The sequence below is a fragment of the Burkholderia sp. JKS000303 genome (assembly GCF_002563755.1).
Lineage (GTDB): Bacteria > Pseudomonadota > Gammaproteobacteria > Burkholderiales > Burkholderiaceae > Burkholderia > Burkholderia anthina_B.
On sequence record NZ_PDBZ01000001.1, the window covers coordinates 3075993 to 3096757 of the forward strand.

The window sequence follows — 20765 nt, forward strand, 5'->3', positions numbered from 1 at the left end:
GCGACGCGTGTGGCCCCGGCTTCGGTCGGGGCCTTTTTCATTCAGCGGAGACAGCATGGGCAAGTTCACTGCGCCGAAGAACTTCGGCGGCATCACGCGCGACGGCAAGACGTTCAAGGCCGACAAGAAGGGCAACATCGCGCTGCCCGACGATTTCCCGCTCGATGTCGCGGCCGCGCACGGGCTCGTGCCGAGCGATGACGCTGCGGCCGAGGATCCGGCCGGCGATACCGATCCGGCCGCAGGCGCCGCGGGCACCGGCGCAGGGGCGTAACGTGGCGGCCGGCGATCTGACGACGCTCGCGAACGCGAAGGCCTGGATCAACGTGCCCGCGAACCTCACGGGCGATGACGCGATGCTGACGCGCCTGATCTCGGCGGCCAGCCAGTTCGTGCAGACGTACCTGAACCGGACGATCGCCAGCACCACCTACACCGAGAGCCACACCGGCAGCGCGTCGAACACGCTCGCGCTGCCGAACTATCCCATCACCGGCGTTTCGTCGCTGTCGATCCGCGGCGTCCCGATCGCTGCGTCTCCGGACGGCGTGCAGGTCGGTTACGTGTTCGACGACCGGTTCCTGTACCTGATCGGCAACGTCGGTTTCGGCGGCTTCCCGAACGGTGCCGACGGCAAGTTCCCGAAATGGCCGCCGCTCGGCGTGCAGGTCACGTACACGGCCGGCTTCGCGTCGACGCCGCTGGATATCGAGCAGGCGACGCTCGAGCTGATCGGCCTGAAGTACGCCGGCGACCGCACGCACTTCGGCCAGTCCAGCAAGTCGATCAACGGCGAGGTGGTGTCGTTCTCGGTGGCGGACATGCCGGCGAGCGTGCGCACGCTGCTGAACAACTACCGCAAGGTGGTCCCGGTATGAAGCTCGACGCGGAAGTGAAGGGGCAGTCGGAGGTCATCGCGCGTGTCGGCCGCATTGCGCCGAACATGCGCAACGCGCTGGTGCAGCGCGTGCAGCGGCTGGTTATCGCGCTGCAGACGCTGGTGGTCACAGACAAGCTCAGCGGCCAAGTGCTGAACGTGCGCACCGGTCGGTTGCGTCGGTCGGTGAATCAGGCCGTCACGACGACGGACACGAGCATCACGGGCGTGGTGAGCACGCCGGTCGAATATGCACCGCCGCTGGAATACGGCTTTCAGGGCGTCGTGACCGTCAAGGAGCATCTGCGACAGGTGACGATGGCGTGGGGTAAGCCGCTGAAGGAACCCGTCACGGCGACGGTGCGCGAGCACACCATGGCGATGAACATCCTTCCGCATTCATTCTTGCGCTCGGCACTTAAAGAGCAGCGCGACGAGATTCTGAACGGGATCCGCGAAGCGGCCGCCGAGGGCGCACAGAAATGAACCGCGAACCGATCTATCTCGCGCTGTTCGCGAAGCTCAGCGCGATTTCCGGCCTCGTCACGACATCGCGGCGCCTGCGCCACTGGAACGACGTGCAGCCCGTCGAGCAACCCGCGCTGTTCCAGGTGCAGGTGCGCGAGAACCAGAAGCCGCGCAAAGGCATCCCGGCGCTCGTCACGTTTCGCTGCGAGCTGTACCTGTACGTGAACACCGGGAACGCGCTGGCCGATGTGACGCCGGCCACCGAGCTGAATCAGTTCATGGATGCGATCGAGGCCGCGCTCGCGCCCGACGCGCTGACCGGGTTCCAGACGCTCGGCGGCACGGTTTCCCACTGCTGGATCGAGGGCGACATCGTCACCGACGAAGGCGCGCTCGGGCCGCAGGGTGTCGCCGTCATCCCCGTGAACATCCTCGCTAACAACTGATGGAGCACGACATGGAAGACGCACAGCAGCCTCTGGCCGGTGACGAGCCCGGCGCGACTCTCGCCGTGGAACTCGTTTCGGCGCCGCGCGCTGCCGCGCTCGACGCACGCACCGACGCGCTGATCGAGGCGTGGTTCCGCGCCAACTTTCACGATTCGCTCGTCTCGCGCGACACCGCGACGTTCAACTGCGTGCGCGCCGCTGTCGACACGCTCAAGAAGGAGCTCGCCGCAGCGCCGGCGAACGCCTGACCCGCATCCCTGCAGTACCTCCCGGCCGGCTCGTTGAGTCGGCCATTTTTTTGCCCGTTTGGGCGCACGTAAAGGAGCACCACCATGTCTCAATATGGCTTCGGCGCCGGTTCCTTCTGGGCCACCCAGACGGGCAACGCCAACCCCACGCCGAACCGATTCGGCGCTCTCCAGTCCTGCGATGTCAGCTTCGATGCGACGGTGAAGGAACTGTTCGGCTCGTATCAGCTGCCGCTCGCGATCGGTCGCGGCACGATGAAGGTCACGGGCAAGGCGCAGGCCGGCCAGTTTCAGGGCCGCATCCTGTCAGACCTGTTCTTCGGGATCTCGAAGACGGTCGGCCAGACGCTCATCGCCGACAACGAGGCAGGCACGATCCCGTCGTCGACGGCATACACGGTGACCGTGGCCAACTCCGCGACGTGGATTACCGACCTTGGCGTGAAGTACACGGCCACTGGCCTGCCGTTCGTGCGTGTTGCCTCGGCGCCGACTGTCGGCCAGTACAGCGTCGCCGCAGGCGTGTACACGTTCGCCGCAGCAGATGCAGGCCTCGCGGTCGCGATCAGCTACACGTACACGCCGGTGAGCAACACGGTCGGCGAGACGGTGACGATGACGAACCAGCTGCTCGGCACCGCGCCGTCGTTCAAGTCGGTCGTCTCGCAGTTGTTCAACGGCGAGCGCGCGACGCTGACGCTGAACCAGTGCGTCTCCACGAAGTACACGTTCAGCACGAAGCTCGAGGACTTCAACATCCCCGAGTTCGACTTCAGCGCGTTCGTCGATTCGAGCAACACGCTCGGCACGATCTGCCTGGCGGAGGCGAGCTGACATGGACCAGGCCTCGGCGAAGTTGGTTTATCAGAACCTCGCGAGCGGGGTGACGGCCGAGGCCCAGGCGCGCGCGCTCGACTGCTCCGTCGAGGAAGTCGAGCGCGTCTTCCGTGCCGTGGGACTCGCGATCGCGAATTGGCAGGTGCAGGAAACGATGCCGTACACGCCTTGCCAGTCGCCCACGGCCGCAATGCAGAACCGCAAGGTACTGCTGCCACTCCTCGACAAGCTCGACATCGACAGCGTCGTGATCGAGTACCACCGCATCCGCGCGGCGCGCTGCGCCGTGGAGAAATGACCCATGAATAGCACTGTGACGATTGGCGGCCGCACGCTGCCGGTCCCGCCCGCTTCGCTGAAGAGCATCAAGCGCTGGTTGAAGGCGCAGCAGGAATACCTCGATGGGTCCGCCGAATATCTGGGCGAGCTGTCGGAATTCATCGGCGCGACGCTGACCCGCGAGCGGGGCGGCACGCCGGATCTCGATCGCGACTGGCTGGATGACGTTCTGGATGTGACGACGATTCCCGTCGTGCTGCGCGCGATCAATACGGCCGGGAGGATCGAATCGGGGGAAGGGGACCAGGCGCAGAGCACCTCGACTGGGACGAGCTCTACGCCGACCTGATCCTCGCGACGGGGTGGACGTGGGAGTACATCGACGAACTCGATCTACCCCGCGTCGAAGCCCTGTACCGAGGCTTCAGGAAGCATCCGCCGATGCACTGGTGCGCAGCGGCGTTCGTGAAGTTCGAGCCGAGCGGCGACCCTGCTGCCGCTCCGGCGGACGGCGGCCCGAAGCCGTCCGAGATGTTTGCGTCCTTCGGCGGCCAGATTCTGGACGAATAGAGGAACCCTTTCCGTGGCAGACGACAACAACGTCAACGTAGCGATCACCGTCACCTCCGACGGTGCCGAGCAGGGAGCGTCGAAGGCCGCGGACTCGATCACGCAAGCGATCGGGCTCATTCAGCGCGATCTGCGCGAGCTGGTGACGCAGTCACGCGCGGCGACTGCGGCCATGACCACTGGCTTCGCCGGCATGGCGACGTCGATCAACGGCATGGGTGCGCGCATTGGCACTTCCGTGCGCCAGGTAAGCGGCGTCATCGACGACTACGGCAACGAAGTCGTGGCCGTTTCGCGCCGCGTGCAGCAGGCCAATGCAGACGAGGAGGCGTCACACAAGAAACTCGGCCACTCGTCCATCGCCGCGCGCCGCGAATTGCTCGTGCTCGGTCACGAGATGATGATGGGCAACTACAAGCGCTTCATCGGCTCGATGATGGTGCTTGGCGAGCAGATGGACTGGATGGGCGCCGTCATGAGCCCGGCCGGCGCGGCCATTGGGGTGCTCGTTGGTGCGATCGGCGCGGCGGCGGCCGCAGCGATTCACGGCGCCACGCAGATGAGCCATCTGCGCGACGAACTGATCCTGACGGGAAACTACGCGGGACTGACGGCCGACAGCTTCATGCGGATGGGCGACAGCATCGCGGCGTCGACCGGTTCGAAGATCACCGGGGCTCGCGACGCACTTCTCGCTGTCGCCGGAACCGGTCGGTTCACAGGCGTTGCACTTGAGCCGGTTGCCGGGGCGATCGCGAAGATCGGCCAGTTCTCGACCGCGACCGCGGAAGAGGTGGTGAAGTCGTTCGAGAAGATGGACGACGGCGTCTACAAGTGGGCGATGGAGTACAACAAGTCGTACCACTTCGCGAACATGGCGCAGCTCGAGCACATCCGCATGCTCGAGGATCAGGGCGATAAGGAGCGTGCAGAAGCTGAAACCGCGCAACTCGTCATCGCGAAGATCAACGAGACGGCGACGCAGCTGGGCTACCTTCCGGGCCTCGCACACGCCGCGCGCGACGCGTTTGCGTCGATGTGGGACGCCGCGATGAACTGGGGCCGGCCGATCACGATCGAGGACCAGATTCGCAACCTCACTGGCCAGATCAGTTCCGGTATCGCGAACACGTCCAGCGTCGATCCGCTATCGCAAGGCGAGGGGGCGCTGTCGCCGAACGAAACAGACGCCGACGTCGCGGCGAAGCGCATCCAGCGGCGCCAACTGCAACAGCAGCGCGACCTGAAGGAATCGGCCGCCGGCGCGATGGCGCAATCGGAGGCGCTGCAGCAGAAGGGCGCGGAGGCCGTGCGCACGCTGCGCGGCGAATGGAAAGGTCTCGGCGGCGACGTGAAGCTGGCGAACGACGAGATCGCGCGCTTCCGGCGAACCATCGACGATGCGAAAGCGGCTGCGAAGGATTCGGGGTCTGCTGTTCCGGACGACATCAAGTCGATGATCGCGCGGCAGCCTCAAATCGAGGCCGAAATCCGGAAGAAGTACGACAGGCACGACTTCAAGAAGACGGGCGGCGGCATCACTGCGATGCACGACTACTCGTACGAGAACGCGCAGGCGCAGGCTCGGTTGAACCTGCTGAAGGAGAACCTGAAGGCCGAACAGCTCGAGCTCGACAAGTCGTACAAGGGCGGTCAAGTGTCGCTGCAGACGTACTATGCCGACCGCTTGCGCATCACGCTCGCCGGCATGGACGCCGAGCGCGCGGTGCTGAAGACCCAGCTCGATGAGACGAAAGCGCTGCAGTCGCAGGCGCGCAACCCGGCCGAGAGCCTGTCGCTCAAGACGAAGGAAGTCGAGATCGAGGGGCGGCTCGCGGTGATGGAGCGTCAGCGTACGGCGGCCGTCCAGCAGAGCTCGCAGGAGGTGCGCCAGGCACTGAACGACGAGCTGCGCGCGTTGCAGGACCTCGACGCGAAGCGCGAGCAGTCCGCGGCCACGCAGGCGCAGCGGCGCGCGACTGCGGTCGCTGAGCAAGAGCTTCGGCAGGGGCGGATCACGCAAGCGCAACTGCTCTCGCTGGAGGAGCAGTTCGAGCAGCAGAAAACCGACCGCGCGATCGCCGCGCTGCAGAAGCGGCTCGACACGGAAGTCGGCCTGACGGTCGAAGCGCAGCGGAAGATTCAAGACCAGATCGACCAACTGCGCGACGAGTCGCAGACGCGCCAACTCGAGTACAGCATCAAGTCCAACGAAGCGATGACCGCCGACGCGCAGAAGGCGGCGGACTCGATCGAGCAGGGCTTTTCGAAGACCTTCGCATCGTTCGTCGACCACACCGAAACGGCTTGGCAGGCCGTCAGCAACTTCGGCAAGAACATCGACCAGATGCTGGTCCAGATGGTTTCGAAGAAGCTGTTCCAGCAGTTGTTCGAAATGCCGATCGGCGAAGGCGGCACGTCCGCCTCGGGCTGGCTGACGAAGGGTCTCGGCATGCTGTTCGGCGACCATCGCGACAGCGGCGGATCAAACCCGTCCGGCGCATTCGGCTTTTCGACCGGGCTCGAAGGCACCGCGCGCGCGGTTGCGTCACATATGAACGGCGGCTCCGCGCTCATGGGGCTCGGCGCGGGAGCGCCGATGAACGTAGCCGAGATGCAGACCACCATGCAGACCGCGAGCCAGCTCACGGCCGCGCAGGCGACCGTGGCGACGATGACGGTCGGGACGATGATCGGCGCTGTCGGTTCGGGCGGTTCTGGCATGGGAGGAAGCCTCGACAGCCTGTTGGGAGGTCTCGGCCAAGGTGACATGGCCGGCGCATTCGGGTTCACGGCCACGGGCGTGACCGGCTCGGCTGACGCGGTCGCGGCTGGTGCGATGAGCTCCGACACTGGCGGCATGTCAGCGCTGATGGGGCTTGCGTCGTTCGACGTGGGTTCGCCGTACGTGCCGAACGACATGATCGCGCAGATCCACCAGGGCGAGCGCATCACGCCGGCCTACCTGAACCGGCCGGAACACAACTTCGGGTCAGTCGCCGTCACCAACAACTTCCACTTGCCGCAGCAGATGGACATGCGCACGCAGAGCCAGATCGCGGCGGCGGCCGGCGCCGGCATGCAACTCGCAATGCGGAGGAACGGGTAAATGACGACGCCATTCCTCGAGACGCCGCGCTTTCCCGACGATCTCGCGTATTGGGCGCGCGGCGGCGTGTGTTTCAGCACGACGATCGCCGAGACGACGTCCGGCCGCGAGCAGCGGAACATCCTGTGGAAGTTTGGCCGCGGTTCGTGGGACCTACAGAACTGCTTCCGCACCGGCGACGGCGTGCAGGACGCGTATTCGGTCCAGACGCTGCGCAACTTCTTCCGGATCGTGAAGGGGCAGGCATACGGGTTCCGTTTCCGCGACTTCACCGACTACATGGACGAAGGGCAGGGGCTGCTCGGCATCCAGACGACCTTCGGCCAGGACGTTGTGCCGACCGGTGCCGGCAACGGCACGCCGACGCTGCAGCTGTACAAGAAGTACGCGGCCGCGCCGCTCGCCGACTATCGGCTGATCGCGAAGCCGCTCGCGGTGCAACTGCAGCGCAACGGCGCGACGCTCGTCGCCGGCTCGTCGCCCGGTAACTACAGCCTCGACACGACGACCGGCCTTGTGACGTTCGTCGCCGACAACAGCGCGGCCGTCACCGGCTGGACGCCGGGCGCGACGACGCAATTCACCGTCGCGTCCGTGCCGTCGGGCTGGACTGTCGGGAAGATGCTGTATTTCACGGGCGTCACCGGCACGGGTGCGTCGGCAGTGAATGGCGTTGCGGTCGCCATAACCGCGGTAGCCGGGACGACGATCACGCTCGGCGTCAGCACGACGGGGCTCACGCTGAGCGGGGGCACCGCCGCGCTGTACCCGCAGGTGACTGATTCGCTGACGTGGACCGGCACGTTCGATACGCCGGCCCGCTTCGCGACCGACAGCTTCCAGCCGCAGCCCGACATCGGCACCGGCGCGCTTTATGGGTTCCAGACGCTGACGCTAGTGGAGATTCGCACGTGAGGAACATCAGCACGGCGATGCTCGGCTACCTCCAGGCGCATGTGCGAACTCTGTCGACCTGCTGGGCGATCGTACGCACGGACGGGAACGCGTTCTACTTCACCGACCACGACGCGCCGATCCTGTACAACGGCAACATCTACGAGCCGGCGGCGGGCTTTTCGTCGTCGGCGATCGAGTCGAACAGCGATCTGTCCGTGACGAACCTCGAGGCGGACGCGCTGTTCGACGGGACGGTCTTGCGCAGCGACATTCAGGCCGGCGCGTGGGATCTCGCGACGATCACGATCTTCCTCGTGAACCCCAGCGACCTGACCGCAGGCCAGGCGACGCTGACGTCCGGGCAGCTCGGCCAGTTCCAGCTGTTCAACGCGAAGTTCAAGGTCGAGCTGCGCTCGCTCGCGCAGATCATGCAGCAGGGCTTCGGCGACTTCTTCTCGCCGACGTGCCGCGCGACGTTCGGCCAGACCGGGAACTTCCAGTGCAATCTCCCGGGCGGTCTCGGACCGCTCACGTTCACCGGCACGGTTGCCGGTGTGTCGTCGCAAGCATCGTGGACCGACCCGTCGCTCACGCAGACCGGGCCGACGTCGACATACACGGACACCGTCGGGCAGCGCGTGCCGTCGACACCGCCGTACCAGATCCAGATCGTGCCTCCGGACGGCGGTTCGTTTGCAGGTGCCGGCACCGTGCAGGTGCTGGACTCGGGCGGCAACGTGTTGACGCAGGTAACTGGCTCGCCTGCGTCGGGCCAGTACAGCTGTTCGTCGACCGGCCTGCTGACGTTCAACGCCGGAAACGCGAACTGGGAAGTCTTCATCAACTACAGCTACGGCATCGGCTACTTCGCATACGGGGCCGTGAAGTGGCTCACGGGCGCGAACGCGGGCTATTCGATGGAGGTGAAGCAGTTCTCACCGGGTCTCGTCGTTCTCGCGCTGCCGATGATCCATCCGATCGCGGTCGGCGACACGTACCAGATCGTCGCCGGCTGCGACAAGCAGTTCGGCACGTGCAAAAACCGGTGGAACAACGTTTTGAACTTCCGCGGCGAGCCGTACATGCCGGGCAACGACACCGTTCTCAAGATCCACGTCGACTCGTGAGGAACGCTATGAATGACCGCATCGTCACGCGGAAGCAGTTCGTGGCCGAGGCCCGGACGTGGATGGACACGCCGTTCAAGATGCAGGGGCGGTTGAAGGGCGTCGGCGTCGACTGCGCGGGCCTGATCATCGAAACCGCGCGCGTGCTCGGCCTGACCGAGTTCGACTACACCGCGTACCGCCGGCCGAAGGGCGACATGATGCGCGAGTTCGCTGACGACTTGATGGATCCGATCCGGGCCGACGAGGCCGACGCGGCGGACGTCATGCTGTTTCGGTGGGGTAACCACAGCACGCATATCGCGCTGCTTACGGGACCGCGGTCGGTGATCCATGCGCATGCGCCGAATCGCAAGGTGGTCGAGCACGACCTGTCCGACGACATGCTCCGCTTCCTCGAGCGCGCATATCACATCCGGGGGATCGTCTAATGCAGCTCGCATTGGGCGTCATCGGCGGCGCGGTCGGCGGATTCTTCGGCGGTCCGATAGGTGCGCAGGCCGGGTTCATGCTCGGCTCGATGATCGGCGGCCTGTTGTTCCAGCCGAAACCGCCGGAACTGCCCGACCTGAAGATCCAGAGCGGTGGCTACGGCAAGTTCATCCCGCGCCTCTACGGCCGGTACCGCGTCGCAGGGACCGTGATCTGGGCCGGCCCGGCGACGCAGGTCACCGAGGACAAGAAGAAGGCGCCGATGCAGGCGGCCATCATTCCGCTCGCCATCGCGCTGTGCCGGGGGCCGATCACGGGCGTGACGCGCATCTGGGCGAACAGCAAGCTCGTATACGACGTCACGAACCCGGCGAACTTCCAGAGCATTTCCGGCTCGGCACAGATGATCTCCGGCTTCACCGTGTACAACGGCGACGAGAACCAGATGCCCGACGCGACGATGCAGTCGTATCTCGGTACGGGCAACGTGCCGGCGCACCGCGGCATGGCCTACGTGGTCTTCTCGGCGCTGGACCTGCTGAACTACGGCAACGTCATTCCGCAGTTCGAGTTCGAGGTGACGACGGCCGCCGTGATGAACGGCGTCGCTGGCATCGCGTCGAGCTTTTCGTATTCGTTCACCGATGGCCAGTCCACGGCCGGCGCGTGGCAGATGCCGAATATCACGGCCAGCGGCGGCATCGCGATGGGCGTGGCACAGAATCCGTTCGGTGCTTCGCGCGCGATCGAGGCGCAGATGTCGGCCTACGGGTCTACGCAGCTGCCATCAATCAGTTCGTCATTCGGCTACAACCCGCTCGGCGACTTCAAGGGCACGTCCGACGTGCCGGGCTTCATCGACATCAACAACAATCGCTGGGTGATGGTCGACGCGACGTACTCGACGTTCGCCAGCGGGTTCTTCTCGGGGTCTTTCAACAGCTACTGGCGCAACGGCGCCGACTTCTACGCGTCCGGCACGAGCTCGCTCGGCGCGTCGCGCCCGGTGGTGCGGTCGTCTATGCCAGCGGCGTTCAAGACGGCGCAGCCGGCCGGCGTCGTGCTGGCGACCAGCGTCTCCATCGTGAACGGGTTCAACGTGATCGGCGGCACGGCGAGCTACGTCTACGCCGCGGGCGGCGACGGCAACCTCTACCGGCTCGACCGCAACACGCTCGCCACCGTGACCACGTGGCCGCTCGCGGTCAGCGTCGTCACCGGGGCGGTGCTCGACGACGACCACATCTTCCTCTATGCCGGCGGGTCCGGCCAGTTGCTGTACATGTTCCGGCCGTCCCAGAACACGACCACGCAGCTCGGGAGCATCGGCGACACGAACCCGTACTCCATGACGGCGATCAGCCAGAACTTGGTGATGTGGAGCAGCACGGGCACCGCGCAACAGTGGGGCAACCCGTACACGCTGCGATACTTCGCCGTCGGTGGCCTCGGCAACGGCGTGCCCCTGAGCGCGATCGTCTCGGACGTTTGCCAGGGCGCGGGGCTCCTGCCGACGCAGTTCGACGTGTCGCAGCTCACCGACACGGTGCTGGGGTATGCGGTCACGAACTACGCGTCCGGGCGCGCGGCGCTCGACTATCTGATGGCGCTGTACTTCTTCGACGCGGTCGATAGCGAAGGGAAGATCAAATTCGTGAAGCGGGGGGGCGCTCCGGCCGTAACGGTCCCGTGGTCGGATCTCGGCGTGGCCAGTGGCGGGAATTCGGACCCGATCCAGGAGCAGATCGACGATACGCACACGTTGCCGCGGTCGTTCACGCTGACCTACAAGGGCGCTTCCACCGACTACCTCGAAGCGACACAGCGCGCGTTCCGGTCGACGACGCAATCGAACCTCGACAGTGCCGCGCAGGTCGCGATCGTGCTGGCCGACGGCGAAGCCGCGACACGCGTTCAGTCGATGCTCTGGACCGCGTGGATGAACCGCCGGCAGTTCAGCTTCTCGACGACGATGTCGTACCTTGTGTACGAGCCGACGGACGTATGGACGTTGACCGATCAAGACGGCACGCTGTACCAGTGTCGGCTCGAAAAATGCCAGTACGACGGGAAGGGCATGCTCGCGTGGACGGCCGCGTACGAAGGGCAGACCTACCCGAACCTGTCGCAGTTCGTCGCCGGCGGCGGCGCGTCGGCCGGGTTCACGAAGCAGACGCTGCCGTATAGCGGTCCGTCTATCCTCGTGCCGCTCAACGTGCCTCCGCTGCGCAACCAGGACACGGCACCCGGCATCTATCTCGCGGCTTGCGGGCTGGCGTCGTCGTGGCCCGGCATCGCGGTCGAAGTGAGCCGCGACGGCTCGACGTACTCGTCGCTGACGACGATGCGCTCGGCCGCGACGATGGGCATCGTCTATGGAACGCTCGGCGCGTGGGCCAGCGTCGGCATTCCCGACGAGAGCAACACCATCGTGGTCAACATGAACAATGGGACGCTGGGCTCGATCTCTATGACGGCCGCGCTCGCCGGCGGCTCGAACGTCGCCTACGTCGGCGGCGAGATCCTGATCTTCCGGAACGCCGTGCTGACCGCGGCCAATCAGTACACGCTGAGCGGCCTGCTGCGCGGTCTGTACGGCACCGAAGCCTTCGTGAACGCTCACGCGGCCGACGAGCGGTTCGTGCTGCTCGACCCGACAAAGCTGTACCTCGAGGGGCTGCAGGTAACCGACCTCGGCAACACGCTCTATTACGAGTACCAGCTGGCCGACATGTTCTATGCGCAGCCGACGCCGATCGCGCAGCAGCAGGTGACCAACGGTTGCTGCAAACCGTTCTCGCCTCCGCTGCTGCGCGCACTGTACGGCTCGTCGTCCAGTCTCAACGACGTGACGGTGAACTGGATCCGCCGGGCGCGCGTGAATAACCAGTGGGTCGACGGCGCTGACGTGCCGCTCGACGAGAGTGCAGAGACGTATCAGGTGTACGTGTACGCGGGGACAACGCTCAAGCGCACGACTGTCGTCAGCGGCCCGTTCACTGCGACGAACGCTCAGCCGTCAGCCGCGCAGGGTAGCCCGACATGGGTCTATACCGACGCGAATATCCAGGCAGACGGCTTCGGCGTGAAGGGCTCGGGCCAGACGATCACCATCAAGGTGGCGCAGAACAGCGACCAAGGTCTGCTTGGCGACCTGTCCACCACCACCATCGTGAGGTAAGCAGTGGCCAACTCGACTTCCAACCTCGATCTCATTGCGACAGCGCAGGCATTTAAGGAGATGCTTGCGAACATGCTTTTCGACGCCGCGAGTCCGTCGATGATCTGGGGGCGCCGCGCGAGCACCACCAACGGCCTGACGTGGGGCTACTTCGGCGGGACGTTCGTGAACAACGCTGGCACGGCAAACTCCGTCGCCAACGGCACGGTGACGCTCACTGCGAGCACCACGAACTACCTCATGGCCAACCCGTCCACGGGCGCCGTGACGTCGAATACGACCGGCTTTACCGCAGGGCTCGTGCCTCTGTATTCCATCGTCACTGGCACGACCGGCGTCACGAGCTACCTCGATTACCGCAGCTACCAGCCGTCCATCACCGGCGGCCAGCTGCAGAGCGTGGCCAACGAGGGTACTGGCGTCGGCATCTACGATACCGGCTCGACTGGCGGCGCGGTGAAGCTGAAGAGCCTCGTGGCAGGTACGGGCATTTCGGTCGTCGACAACGGCAATGGCACGATCACCATCGGCGCCTCCGGAACCTCTGGCACCGTGACGGGCGGCGCGAACGAGGGCTCGGGCGTCGGTGTCTTCGACGCCGCCAACTCCACGGCCGCCACGCTGAAGTACAAGACGCTCGTGGCCAGCACCGGCGTCACCGTCACGGACAACGGCACCTCGGGCATCGCGCTCGGCGCGTCCGCTGCGGCCACCGCAGGGCCGGCAGTGCAGCAGGCCGGGAGCACCGTCGTGGCGTCGGCCACAACAGTCAACTTCGCGGCAGGGTTCGCAGTTACGCAACCCAGCACCGGCGTTGCGCAGGTGACGGTCAACTCCCCCTACGGTACGCCGGATACGCCGCCGCAGACATCGCTCTTTCCGAACACCGTGAACTTCGCCAGCGCCACACTGACGCAACAGGCGTGGGGCGCGCAGCTTTCGGAAACGTCGCAGAGCAGCGAGTACGTCGCGGCCGCGTACATGTCGGCCTACCCATCCACGCCGTTCCAGTGCGTCGTGCGCCTGAAGGTGATGCCGCTGCTGACGAACTTCAACGGCGCTGGCATCGCGATCCGTGACAGCGGCACGGGCAAGGTCATGTGCTTTGGCCTGCATAGCCAGGGCACGGGTGCCGGGTACGTCGGCGTTAAGAACTACAACAGCCCTACCTCGTACAGTGGGTGGCAGTACAACGCCCTGACCGTCATCATCCCGCCGAACTGGATTCGCGTCCGCGACAACGGGACCACCATGTACTGGGACATTAGCCCGGACGGCGTCCTCTGGACCAACCTGGCGTCGTTCTCCCGCACCGCGTTCCTCGCCAACCCGAACCAGATCGGGCTGTTCGTCAACGCGAACGGCATCGCGACCGCGGCCTGCTTCTTCTCCTTCTACGCGGGGGTGTGACATGGCCGGCAGCAGTTCCATCCTCGACCTCGTCACGACGACGAGTGCCACGAAGGAGGCGGTGCTCAACGCGCTGTTCGATGCGGCCAGCCCGGCGATGCTGTGGGGACGCCAGGCGTCGGCGTGCTCCGGCCTCACGTGGGGCTACTTCGGCGGCAGCTACTGGCCCATCGGCGCGAGTTCGCCGACGGCGATCGCCAACGGCACGGTGACGCTGACGGCCAACGCGACGAACTACATCTTCGCCGACCCTGGGACGGGCGCCGTCGGCATCAACACGACGGGTTTCCCGACCGGCAAGGTTCCGCTGTACTCGGTTGTGGTGCCGAGCGGCGCGACGACGTTCTCGAGCTACCTGGACTACCGGAGCTACCAGCCCTCGGCCGTCGGCGGCGCCGTGCAGAGCATCGCCAACGAGGGCGCGACCGGCGTTGGCGTGTACGACGCGACGAACTCGACGCTGTCGCAGGCGGTGCTTAAGTCGCTGCTCAGCAGCGGCGTCATCGGGATCACCCCCGGGGCCACGTCGATCACCATTAGCGGCGCGGGCGGCACGGTCCAGACCGGCTCGAACGAGGGCGCCGGGGCGCCGGTCCTCGACGCGACCAGCACGAGCCCGACGCTGACCACGAAGAACCTGTCCGGCACCGGGACCATGGCCGTGACCGACGGCGGCACGGAGGCTATCCTCTCGCTGACCGGCGCGCCGCTGGCGTCGCAGCAGGCCGGGTCGACCGTGGTGGCGGCCACGACGCTGCTGCGCCCGTCAGGTCGTCTATCTGCGGCGTCCGGCGGCTCCGGCGTCGCTAATTTTTCGTTGACAACGATGGGGCCTGCCGACACGGTGCCGGTACTCACCGGCCTCACGGTGCTGAATCCGGCCTCCGCTACGGTGACGCAGGCTCAACAGGCGTGGGGCGTGCAGTTCACCAACGCCACGGCCGCGACGCTGGCCGGCGTCGGCGTGGCGGTGCCGGGCGCGCCGTACCGCGCTGAGTTCCGGTTCAATACGCAGCCGACCGCCATCAGCACGCAGGGCGGCGGTCCCGTGCTGTACGACAGCGGCTCCGGAAAGTGGAAATTCTTCGAGTACTACAACAACAGCGGCCCGCGCCTCGTTATCCAGAACTGGTCCGCCGCCGGCACCGTGGCGGCGACGCTTGGCACCTTCGGCGCGCCGAGCGACTTCTTCTATATCCGCATCCGGGACAACGGCACGAACTGGTACTACGAGGTTTCTCCCGACGGCAATATCTGGGAAACGCTTTACTCGGAAGCCCGCAACACCTACCTCACACCGACGCACGTCGGGCACGGGTCTTTGACGTCCACTGGGTACACGGCCGCGACCACGATTTTCTCGATGTACGTTGGAACATGACGTAGACCAGCAGCGTTCGCTATGAAAAAACTCACAGGCGCCTTCGGGCGCCTTTTTCATTACGGGGTATCGAATGAGCAGCCACTGGCAAGAAACGCTGAAGGCGATCTTCGCGTGGATTTTTCTCTCGATCGGTCACGCCATTTCCAGCGTCACGATGGCGAATATCGCGCTCGCTGCGACCACGGTCTATAGCGTGTTGAGTGCATACGTGCTCGTGCGCGACAAGCTGCTGAAGCGGCGCAAGGGGACCCCGTCATGAACCATGAAATTCGATGGCTCGGCCACCCGGAGCACCACGACTATCCTGCCGCGCAGTCTTACCTGTCGCTGCTCTTCTCCCGAAGCGTCGCGCGCGCGCTCGCGTGCCGACTGCGCGGCGCGCCGATGCGCTCGTTCAAGGCGAAGGACATCTTTCGCGCGTCCGGCCTCGCGCTGCTCGGCGTCAGCAACAGCCACGTCGAGAAGAACCGCACGAAGATCCGCGACGGCAAACCGCTGTCGCCGATCCTGCTCGTGCGCGTCGGCGCGCGCGTCATCGTCGCCGACGGCTACCACCGGCTGTGCGCGGTGTACGGCTATGACGAAGACGCAGACATCCCGTGCAAGATCGTCGGGGGGCCGCAATGCAACTGACCGCCAATCTCATCGCGTGCGGCTGCGGCGCGACGCCGGCGCGCGCGGCCGCGATGCTCGGGCCGGTACAGGCCGCGTGCGATCGCTTCTCGATCAGCGCGTCGAAGCTGCGCGTCGCGGCGTTTCTCGCGCAGATCGGTCACGAGTCGACCGGCCTGTCGCAGTTCTCCGAGTCGTTCAACTACAGCGTTGCAGGGCTGCGTGCGACCTTCCGCCGAATGACGCCGGCGCTCGCCGCGACGCTCGGGCGGCAGCCGGGCGCGCCGGCACTGCAGGCCGCCACGCAGCAGAAGATCGCGAGCATCGTCTACGCCGGCCAGATGGGCAACGGCGATGCGGCGAGCGGCGACGGTTGGAAGTATCGGGGTTCCGGGATGCTCCAGCTCACGTTCCACGACAACTTCGAGGCGTTCGGCACCGCGTGTGGGATCGACGCGCTGGGAAATCCAGACCTGGTGCGCACCGACCCGGCAACCGCCGCGCTCGCAGCCGCCTGGTTCTGGTTCGCGAACGGCTGCAACACGCTCGCCGACGCGCAGTCGTTCGATTCGATCACGCGCCGGATCAACAAGGCGATGGAAGGTAAGGAGCACCGCGACGCGCTGTACAAGGCGGCGCGCGCTGCGCTCGGGCTCGTCTGAAACGTCACCTTGCGAAATTTCGCAAGTTCGCAATTTGCCGCCTCCGGGCGGCTTTTTTCGTTTACGGCCATGACGATCATCAAGCACCTCATCGACGCGGCGAAGGGCAAGCACCCGCTCGGCGCGAAGCGCTCGGGCCAGTGGCCGGCGGCGCGGCGTAAACACCTCGAACTTCATCCGGAGTGCGCGATGTGCGGCGGCACGGAAAAGCTCGAGGTGCATCACATCCGGCCGTTCCATCTCCACCCGGAGTTGGAGCTCGAGCCGACCAACCTCGTGACGTTATGCGAGGCGAATCACGGCGGCGCGAACTGCCACCTCCTGTTCGGCCACCTCGGCAACTTCCGCAGCTTCAACGTCGACGTGGTCGCGGACACCGCGTGCTGGAACGACAAGATCACCCACCGGCCGCTGGCCGAAACGGAGGCGTCATGAACCTCAATCTCGAAGGCGTCGCGAAGGCGGTGTACGTCGGCTTCCTGCTGATCCTCTGGGCGGTGCTGATCAAACTCGGCATCCGCGACGACACGCTGATCGACGTGATCAAGGCGCTGATCGGCGTGGTGGTCGGCTGGCACGGAATCAACGAGTGGGGCGGTTATCGGCGCGCGGCCGCGCCGCTCAGCGCTACGCCGGACACGTTGCCACCGGTGCGCGAAGCGCCGCCGCCGATGCCGCCCGTTGCGCCGGCAGCACCAGTTCAGCAGTAACCAACCCGCCGCGCTTGCGGCACAACTCCCGAAGGAAATCGTCATGAAGAATCTCATGCTGCTTGCAGCAGGCATCGTCGCGTCCATCGCTATCGTTGCCTGCAATTCCCTCCCGACCGTTCAACAGCAGTTCCAGACCGGCTGCACGATCGTGAACGGCGATCTGGCGATCCTCGCAACGTCGCCGCTGCTGAATGTCGATCAACGGGAGACCATTTCCGGCGTTCCAGGCGACCCGACAAAGCCGGGGATTCTGCCGGTGAATCAGGCCATCTGCAAAGCCGGCGCGCAGTTGAACGTGACCGATCTGAAGGCCTTCCACGACACGCTGCTGCCGGCGGCCATCGGCATCGTGCAAGCCATCCCCGCACTCCCGAACCAGCCTGCGATTCTGCTCGGCCTCCAGACGTTCGGCCCGATGGTCCAGGCGCTCATCGACCAGATCATCACCGCGGCTGGGGTGCCGGCGGCCGCATCGACGCCGCTCGCGGGGAGCGCGATCCAGTAGCAATGCACATTTCGGTCTCGTAAAATTGCAGAAGCCCCGGCGTGCAGCAACACGCGCGGGGCTTCCTAACCACCATCCGCTTCAAGGAGCGAACGATGGCTGCGACTCAGTATATCCCAGGGCAGCGTTTCTACTTTCTCACCTATTTGCGCGAGGCTCCTTCGGAGCCAAAGAAGCGGCGCGCGGTATACCTGTGCGATTGCGGAAATGAAACCATCGCATACGTCGCGAACGTGAAGCGCGGCAACACGAAATCGTGCGGATGTTTCCGGCGCGTGCATTCGACTGTCAAATCGACCACACATGGCCGGTCGCGAAAATCAGATCGAGCGTACAAAGCGTGGACCCATATGCGCGGCCGCTGCATGTGCGATACCGATCACAAGTATCCCAGCTACGGAGGTCGAGGCATAAAGGTCTGTGACCGCTGGAGCAGCTTCGAGAATTTCCTCACGGATATGGGCGAACCGCCGAGCGGCACGACGATTGATCGAATAGACAACGACGGCGACTATGAGCCTGGAAATTGTCGATGGGCAACGCCTACCGAGCAGGCAAACAACCGCCGCTCAAGCCGCATTGTCGAATGCGGTGGAATTCGCATGACCATTGCGCAATGGTCAAAAAAGACGGGTGTTCCTGCCGGATTGATATTTTCTCGGCTCAAAGCCGGGTGGTCGCCTGGACGCGCCCTCGTCAAGTAGCCAACGTCACCAAAAAAACCCCGCTTCGGCGGGGTTTTTTATTGCCTGGAGAGTTTGCATGTCAAAGCCATTGCGAGTTGCATTTTCAGGAGCTGGATTTCGCATTCCTGCGCATATCGGCGCGCTACAGGCAATTGTCGATGCTGGCTTTGCTCCGATTCAGATCTATGGGACTTCAGCGGGCAGCATCGTGGGTGCGCTCTACGCTTGCGGCATGTCGCTCGCTGACATGAAGGCGCTTTCGCTCACATATGATTGGTCTGGAATGATGTCGTTCAACCCGCTGTCGATCTTCCGCATGGGGCTATGCAGCGGGTCGAGGTTGCTCGATTTCATCAACGAGCATACGGGTGGCAAGAAGTTCAGAGATCTGGCGATTGATTTCGCAGCGGTTACCTCAGACCTGACGAACAACGCCCGCTTCACTTTTTCCAAGGCGAACGCTGCAGATGTTCCGGTGGCGCTGGCGGTGCGCGCATCGGCGTCGATTCCCTTCATCTACGAACCGGTGCGATACCAGGGCATGCTGCTTCAGGACGGCGGGATGGTCTCCAACATCGCTGCTGACTCGCTGACGGTTGACGATGTTCCGCGCGTCGGCATCCAGCTTGTGAGTAATGATCTCAAGCTCACGCCGAACGGAACTCTGACCTTCACTGGCCTCGCAATGCGCGATATCGACTTGATGCTGAGCGCATGTGAGTCTGCGCATGTGACTGCCGCGCAGGCAGCTGGGGCCAAAATGGTATTCATCGACACGTCGTATGCGTCGACGCTGGACCGTCACATGGCGGTCGCGACGCGTGAGCGTCTGTACGACGACGGCTATCGAGAAACGGCGACCGCGCTCCAGATTGCACTGACGGGAACGAGTTGATTGCCTAAACTTTCATCGTCACGATGGAGGTAGGCATGGACAAGCCTGAGATCGACTGGAAGAAAGCCCCGAAGAATGCGCGCTGGTGGGCGATAGATGAGAACGGTGAGGCGCGATGGTACATGACTCCGGACGTTGCGCCATTCACTAATTTCTGGTTTGCTGAAGCGAAACCCGCGCCGACGTTCCAGTTTTCCGGAGACTGGCGGGCGAGTTTGACGGAACGGCCACCCAAGCATCCCTGAGATGGAGTAGACATCTCAACTTGCGTCAAAAACTGCGCCGTAAGTAGTTGATTTTTATAGGGTGCCTTTGTGCATTTCGAGGGCCGAAAAATGCCCTTGAAAATCGTGGTAAGGCTATGATTTTTATAAGAAAATATCGCCTTTTTCGCGTCTATATTTTCTGTGGACAAGCTCGGTGGACAAGCGGCGCCGGTCATTCGGCCGGCGTCGCGTTGCCCTCGGCCGCTTCCGCCGTGATCCAGTCGCGAAACAGCGTCATCGCGGGCGTGAGCGGCTTCGACTTCAGCGAGGTGAGCCAGTAGCCGCCCGCGCGCACGTCGATGTCGAGCGGACGCGCGAGCAGGCCGAGCTGCAGTTCGCGCGTGAACATGCAGGCCGGTGCGAGCGCGATGCCCGCGCCTTGCATCGCGGCCTCGACCATCAGCCGCGACGAATCGAACACGGGCCCGTTGACCGACCATGGTTCGAGCTGGGCGGCGTCGAACCAGCCGAGCCATTCGTCGGTTCGGTACGAGCGCAGCAGCGTTTCGTTCGCGAGATCGGCCGGCTGCGCGAGACGCCGCGCGATTTCCGGCGCACACAGCGCGGTGAGCGGCGCGTCGAGCAGACGCTCGTTGCGCGTCGCGGGCCAGTTGCCCTCGCCGAAGCGGATCGCGAAATCGAGCCCTTCGGCCGCGAGGTCGACGACGTTGTTGTTGGTCCGCAGCCGCAGCTCGACGAACGGGTGCGTCTCGCCGAACCGTTTCAGTCGTGGCATTAGCCAGCCTATGGCAAAGGTGCCGACCGCGCCCAGCGTCAGCACCTCGTGGAAGCGTCCGCCCTCGAACTGCTTGAGCACGGTCTCGATCCGGCTGAACGCGTCGCTGAGCACCGGCAGCAGCGCGCGCCCTTCGTCGGTCAGCCCGAGGCCGCGCGGCAGACGCGTGAACAGCGTACAGCCCAGCCGCTCCTCGAGCGAGCGTACCTGCTGGCTGACCGCGGCCTGGGTCACGCTCAGCTCGAGGCCGGCGCGCGTGAAGTTCAGGTGGCGCGCCGACGATTCGAACGCGCGCAATGCATTCAGCGGAAGATGAGGGCGGAGCTTGGTCATAAGAAATTCTTTTGTCAGCGCTCAATTATCGTTGCTTGTCAGGCAACCGTAAAGTCACGATAGTGCTGTCTCGCCGGCCGGCCGTTTTG

At 64.7% G+C, this 20765-nt stretch carries 25 protein-coding genes; 24 read left to right on the top strand and 1 reads right to left on the bottom strand.

The annotated features are described in order from the left end of the window. Positions 1-55 precede the first annotated feature (55 nt). The 24 genes from BX604_RS38995 (at position 56) to BX604_RS14875 (ending at position 19586) form a co-directional block, all read left to right on the top strand. Positions 56-274, top strand: coding sequence for a hypothetical protein (locus BX604_RS38995; protein WP_179894811.1), 219 nt, complete (start codon positions 56-58; stop codon positions 272-274). Between the two features lies 1 nt (position 275). Beyond that, positions 276-878 (top strand): head-tail connector protein, encoded by a 603-nt coding sequence (locus tag BX604_RS14770; protein ID WP_179894812.1) that lies wholly within the window; start codon positions 276-278, stop codon positions 876-878. Beyond that, positions 875-1363, top strand: coding sequence for an HK97 gp10 family phage protein (locus tag BX604_RS14775; RefSeq protein WP_098551441.1), 489 nt, complete (start codon positions 875-877; stop codon positions 1361-1363). The genes BX604_RS14770 and BX604_RS14775 overlap by 4 nt, the downstream gene beginning before the upstream one ends. Further along, positions 1360-1791: a hypothetical protein gene (locus BX604_RS14780; protein ID WP_098551442.1), complete on the top strand. Its 432-nt coding sequence runs from the start codon at positions 1360-1362 to the stop codon at positions 1789-1791. Before BX604_RS14775 ends, BX604_RS14780 begins: the two co-directional genes overlap by 4 nt. 11 nt (positions 1792-1802) lie before the next feature. After that, positions 1803-2042, top strand: coding sequence for a hypothetical protein (locus BX604_RS14785; protein ID WP_143748039.1), 240 nt, complete (start codon positions 1803-1805; stop codon positions 2040-2042). Positions 2043-2126: 84 nt separating this feature from the next. Continuing rightward, positions 2127-2876, top strand: coding sequence for a hypothetical protein (locus BX604_RS14790; protein ID WP_098551444.1), 750 nt, complete (start codon positions 2127-2129; stop codon positions 2874-2876). Position 2877: 1 nt separating this feature from the next. Beyond that, a complete protein-coding gene (locus tag BX604_RS14795) occupies positions 2878-3177 on the top strand; it encodes a hypothetical protein (RefSeq protein ID WP_098551445.1) in 300 nt (99 codons plus the stop codon). A 3-nt stretch (positions 3178-3180) separates the two neighbouring features. Next, a complete protein-coding gene (locus tag BX604_RS14800; protein WP_098551446.1) occupies positions 3181-3507 on the top strand; it encodes a hypothetical protein in 327 nt (108 codons plus the stop codon). A gap of 186 nt (positions 3508-3693) precedes the next feature. Continuing rightward, the gene (locus BX604_RS14805; RefSeq protein ID WP_143748040.1) at positions 3694-6837 is read left to right on the top strand and encodes a phage tail length tape measure family protein; all 3144 of its coding nucleotides are present in this window, start codon (positions 3694-3696) and stop codon (positions 6835-6837) included. Further along, a complete protein-coding gene (locus tag BX604_RS14810; RefSeq protein WP_098549015.1) occupies positions 6838-7752 on the top strand; it encodes a DUF2460 domain-containing protein in 915 nt (304 codons plus the stop codon). Continuing rightward, a complete protein-coding gene (locus BX604_RS14815; protein WP_098551448.1) occupies positions 7749-8861 on the top strand; it encodes a DUF2163 domain-containing protein in 1113 nt (370 codons plus the stop codon). The genes BX604_RS14810 and BX604_RS14815 overlap by 4 nt, the downstream gene beginning before the upstream one ends. An 8-nt stretch (positions 8862-8869) precedes the next feature. Next, positions 8870-9292 (top strand): NlpC/P60 family protein, encoded by a 423-nt coding sequence (locus BX604_RS14820; protein ID WP_098549013.1) that lies wholly within the window; start codon positions 8870-8872, stop codon positions 9290-9292. After that, positions 9292-12474, top strand: coding sequence for a phage tail protein (locus tag BX604_RS14825; protein WP_098551449.1), 3183 nt, complete (start codon positions 9292-9294; stop codon positions 12472-12474). Before BX604_RS14820 ends, BX604_RS14825 begins: the two co-directional genes overlap by 1 nt. A 72-nt stretch (positions 12475-12546) precedes the next feature. Further along, positions 12547-13884, top strand: coding sequence for a hypothetical protein (locus tag BX604_RS14830; RefSeq protein WP_143748041.1), 1338 nt, complete (start codon positions 12547-12549; stop codon positions 13882-13884). 1 nt (position 13885) lies between these two features. Next, positions 13886-15265: a hypothetical protein gene (locus BX604_RS14835; RefSeq protein ID WP_098551451.1), complete on the top strand. Its 1380-nt coding sequence runs from the start codon at positions 13886-13888 to the stop codon at positions 15263-15265. Positions 15266-15338: 73 nt separating this feature from the next. Continuing rightward, on the top strand, positions 15339-15527 hold the full coding sequence (locus tag BX604_RS14840) for a hypothetical protein (RefSeq protein WP_098551452.1): 189 nt from the start codon (positions 15339-15341) through the stop codon (positions 15525-15527). Further along, entirely contained in the window at positions 15524-15901 is a 378-nt protein-coding gene (locus BX604_RS14845; RefSeq protein WP_098551453.1) for a hypothetical protein, read from the top strand. The genes BX604_RS14840 and BX604_RS14845 overlap by 4 nt, the downstream gene beginning before the upstream one ends. Further along, complete coding sequence (locus BX604_RS14850) at positions 15892-16542, top strand: glycoside hydrolase family 19 protein (protein ID WP_098551454.1); 651 nt, start codon at positions 15892-15894, stop codon at positions 16540-16542. Before BX604_RS14845 ends, BX604_RS14850 begins: the two co-directional genes overlap by 10 nt. 69 nt (positions 16543-16611) lie before the next feature. Then, complete coding sequence (locus BX604_RS14855) at positions 16612-16977, top strand: HNH endonuclease (protein ID WP_098551455.1); 366 nt, start codon at positions 16612-16614, stop codon at positions 16975-16977. After that, a complete protein-coding gene (locus BX604_RS14860) occupies positions 16974-17252 on the top strand; it encodes a hypothetical protein (protein WP_098551456.1) in 279 nt (92 codons plus the stop codon). The genes BX604_RS14855 and BX604_RS14860 overlap by 4 nt, the downstream gene beginning before the upstream one ends. A gap of 43 nt (positions 17253-17295) precedes the next feature. Continuing rightward, on the top strand, positions 17296-17760 hold the full coding sequence (locus BX604_RS14865) for a hypothetical protein (RefSeq protein ID WP_098551457.1): 465 nt from the start codon (positions 17296-17298) through the stop codon (positions 17758-17760). A gap of 95 nt (positions 17761-17855) precedes the next feature. Continuing rightward, positions 17856-18464, top strand: a complete 609-nt coding sequence (locus BX604_RS38390; RefSeq protein ID WP_143748042.1) for a hypothetical protein — start codon at positions 17856-17858, stop codon at positions 18462-18464. A 58-nt stretch (positions 18465-18522) separates the two neighbouring features. Continuing rightward, positions 18523-19341 carry a patatin-like phospholipase family protein gene (locus tag BX604_RS14870; RefSeq protein WP_098551458.1) on the top strand — a complete coding sequence of 273 codons (819 nt, stop codon included), beginning with the start codon at positions 18523-18525 and terminating at the stop codon, positions 19339-19341. A 35-nt stretch (positions 19342-19376) separates the two neighbouring features. Next, positions 19377-19586 carry a hypothetical protein gene (locus BX604_RS14875; RefSeq protein WP_098552884.1) on the top strand — a complete coding sequence of 70 codons (210 nt, stop codon included), beginning with the start codon at positions 19377-19379 and terminating at the stop codon, positions 19584-19586. Between the two features lie 193 nt (positions 19587-19779). On the opposite strand, the gene penR is transcribed toward BX604_RS14875, so the two are convergent. Continuing rightward, positions 19780-20676: a beta-lactamase transcriptional regulator PenR gene (penR, locus tag BX604_RS14880; protein ID WP_098551459.1), complete on the bottom strand. Its 897-nt coding sequence runs from the start codon at positions 20674-20676 to the stop codon at positions 19780-19782. Positions 20677-20765: the final 89 nt, after the last annotated feature.

Coding starts and splice junctions, on each gene's coding strand:
- BX604_RS38995 (WP_179894811.1), top strand. CDS start 56: ATGGGCAAGTTCACTGCGCCGAAGAACTTCGGCGGCATCACGCGCGAC.
- BX604_RS14775 (WP_098551441.1), top strand. CDS start 875: ATGAAGCTCGACGCGGAAGTGAAGGGGCAGTCGGAGGTCATCGCGCGT.
- BX604_RS14780 (WP_098551442.1), top strand. CDS start 1,360: ATGAACCGCGAACCGATCTATCTCGCGCTGTTCGCGAAGCTCAGCGCG.
- BX604_RS14785 (WP_143748039.1), top strand. CDS start 1,803: ATGGAAGACGCACAGCAGCCTCTGGCCGGTGACGAGCCCGGCGCGACT.
- BX604_RS14790 (WP_098551444.1), top strand. CDS start 2,127: ATGTCTCAATATGGCTTCGGCGCCGGTTCCTTCTGGGCCACCCAGACG.
- BX604_RS14795 (WP_098551445.1), top strand. CDS start 2,878: ATGGACCAGGCCTCGGCGAAGTTGGTTTATCAGAACCTCGCGAGCGGG.
- BX604_RS14800 (WP_098551446.1), top strand. CDS start 3,181: ATGAATAGCACTGTGACGATTGGCGGCCGCACGCTGCCGGTCCCGCCC.
- BX604_RS14810 (WP_098549015.1), top strand. CDS start 6,838: ATGACGACGCCATTCCTCGAGACGCCGCGCTTTCCCGACGATCTCGCG.
- BX604_RS14820 (WP_098549013.1), top strand. CDS start 8,870: ATGAATGACCGCATCGTCACGCGGAAGCAGTTCGTGGCCGAGGCCCGG.
- BX604_RS14825 (WP_098551449.1), top strand. CDS start 9,292: ATGCAGCTCGCATTGGGCGTCATCGGCGGCGCGGTCGGCGGATTCTTC.
- BX604_RS14830 (WP_143748041.1), top strand. CDS start 12,547: ATGCTTTTCGACGCCGCGAGTCCGTCGATGATCTGGGGGCGCCGCGCG.
- BX604_RS14835 (WP_098551451.1), top strand. CDS start 13,886: ATGGCCGGCAGCAGTTCCATCCTCGACCTCGTCACGACGACGAGTGCC.
- BX604_RS14840 (WP_098551452.1), top strand. CDS start 15,339: ATGAGCAGCCACTGGCAAGAAACGCTGAAGGCGATCTTCGCGTGGATT.
- BX604_RS14845 (WP_098551453.1), top strand. CDS start 15,524: ATGAACCATGAAATTCGATGGCTCGGCCACCCGGAGCACCACGACTAT.
- BX604_RS14850 (WP_098551454.1), top strand. CDS start 15,892: ATGCAACTGACCGCCAATCTCATCGCGTGCGGCTGCGGCGCGACGCCG.
- BX604_RS14855 (WP_098551455.1), top strand. CDS start 16,612: ATGACGATCATCAAGCACCTCATCGACGCGGCGAAGGGCAAGCACCCG.
- BX604_RS14860 (WP_098551456.1), top strand. CDS start 16,974: ATGAACCTCAATCTCGAAGGCGTCGCGAAGGCGGTGTACGTCGGCTTC.
- BX604_RS14865 (WP_098551457.1), top strand. CDS start 17,296: ATGAAGAATCTCATGCTGCTTGCAGCAGGCATCGTCGCGTCCATCGCT.
- BX604_RS38390 (WP_143748042.1), top strand. CDS start 17,856: ATGGCTGCGACTCAGTATATCCCAGGGCAGCGTTTCTACTTTCTCACC.
- BX604_RS14870 (WP_098551458.1), top strand. CDS start 18,523: ATGTCAAAGCCATTGCGAGTTGCATTTTCAGGAGCTGGATTTCGCATT.
- BX604_RS14875 (WP_098552884.1), top strand. CDS start 19,377: ATGGACAAGCCTGAGATCGACTGGAAGAAAGCCCCGAAGAATGCGCGC.
- penR (WP_098551459.1), bottom strand. CDS start 20,676: ATGACCAAGCTCCGCCCTCATCTTCCGCTGAATGCATTGCGCGCGTTC.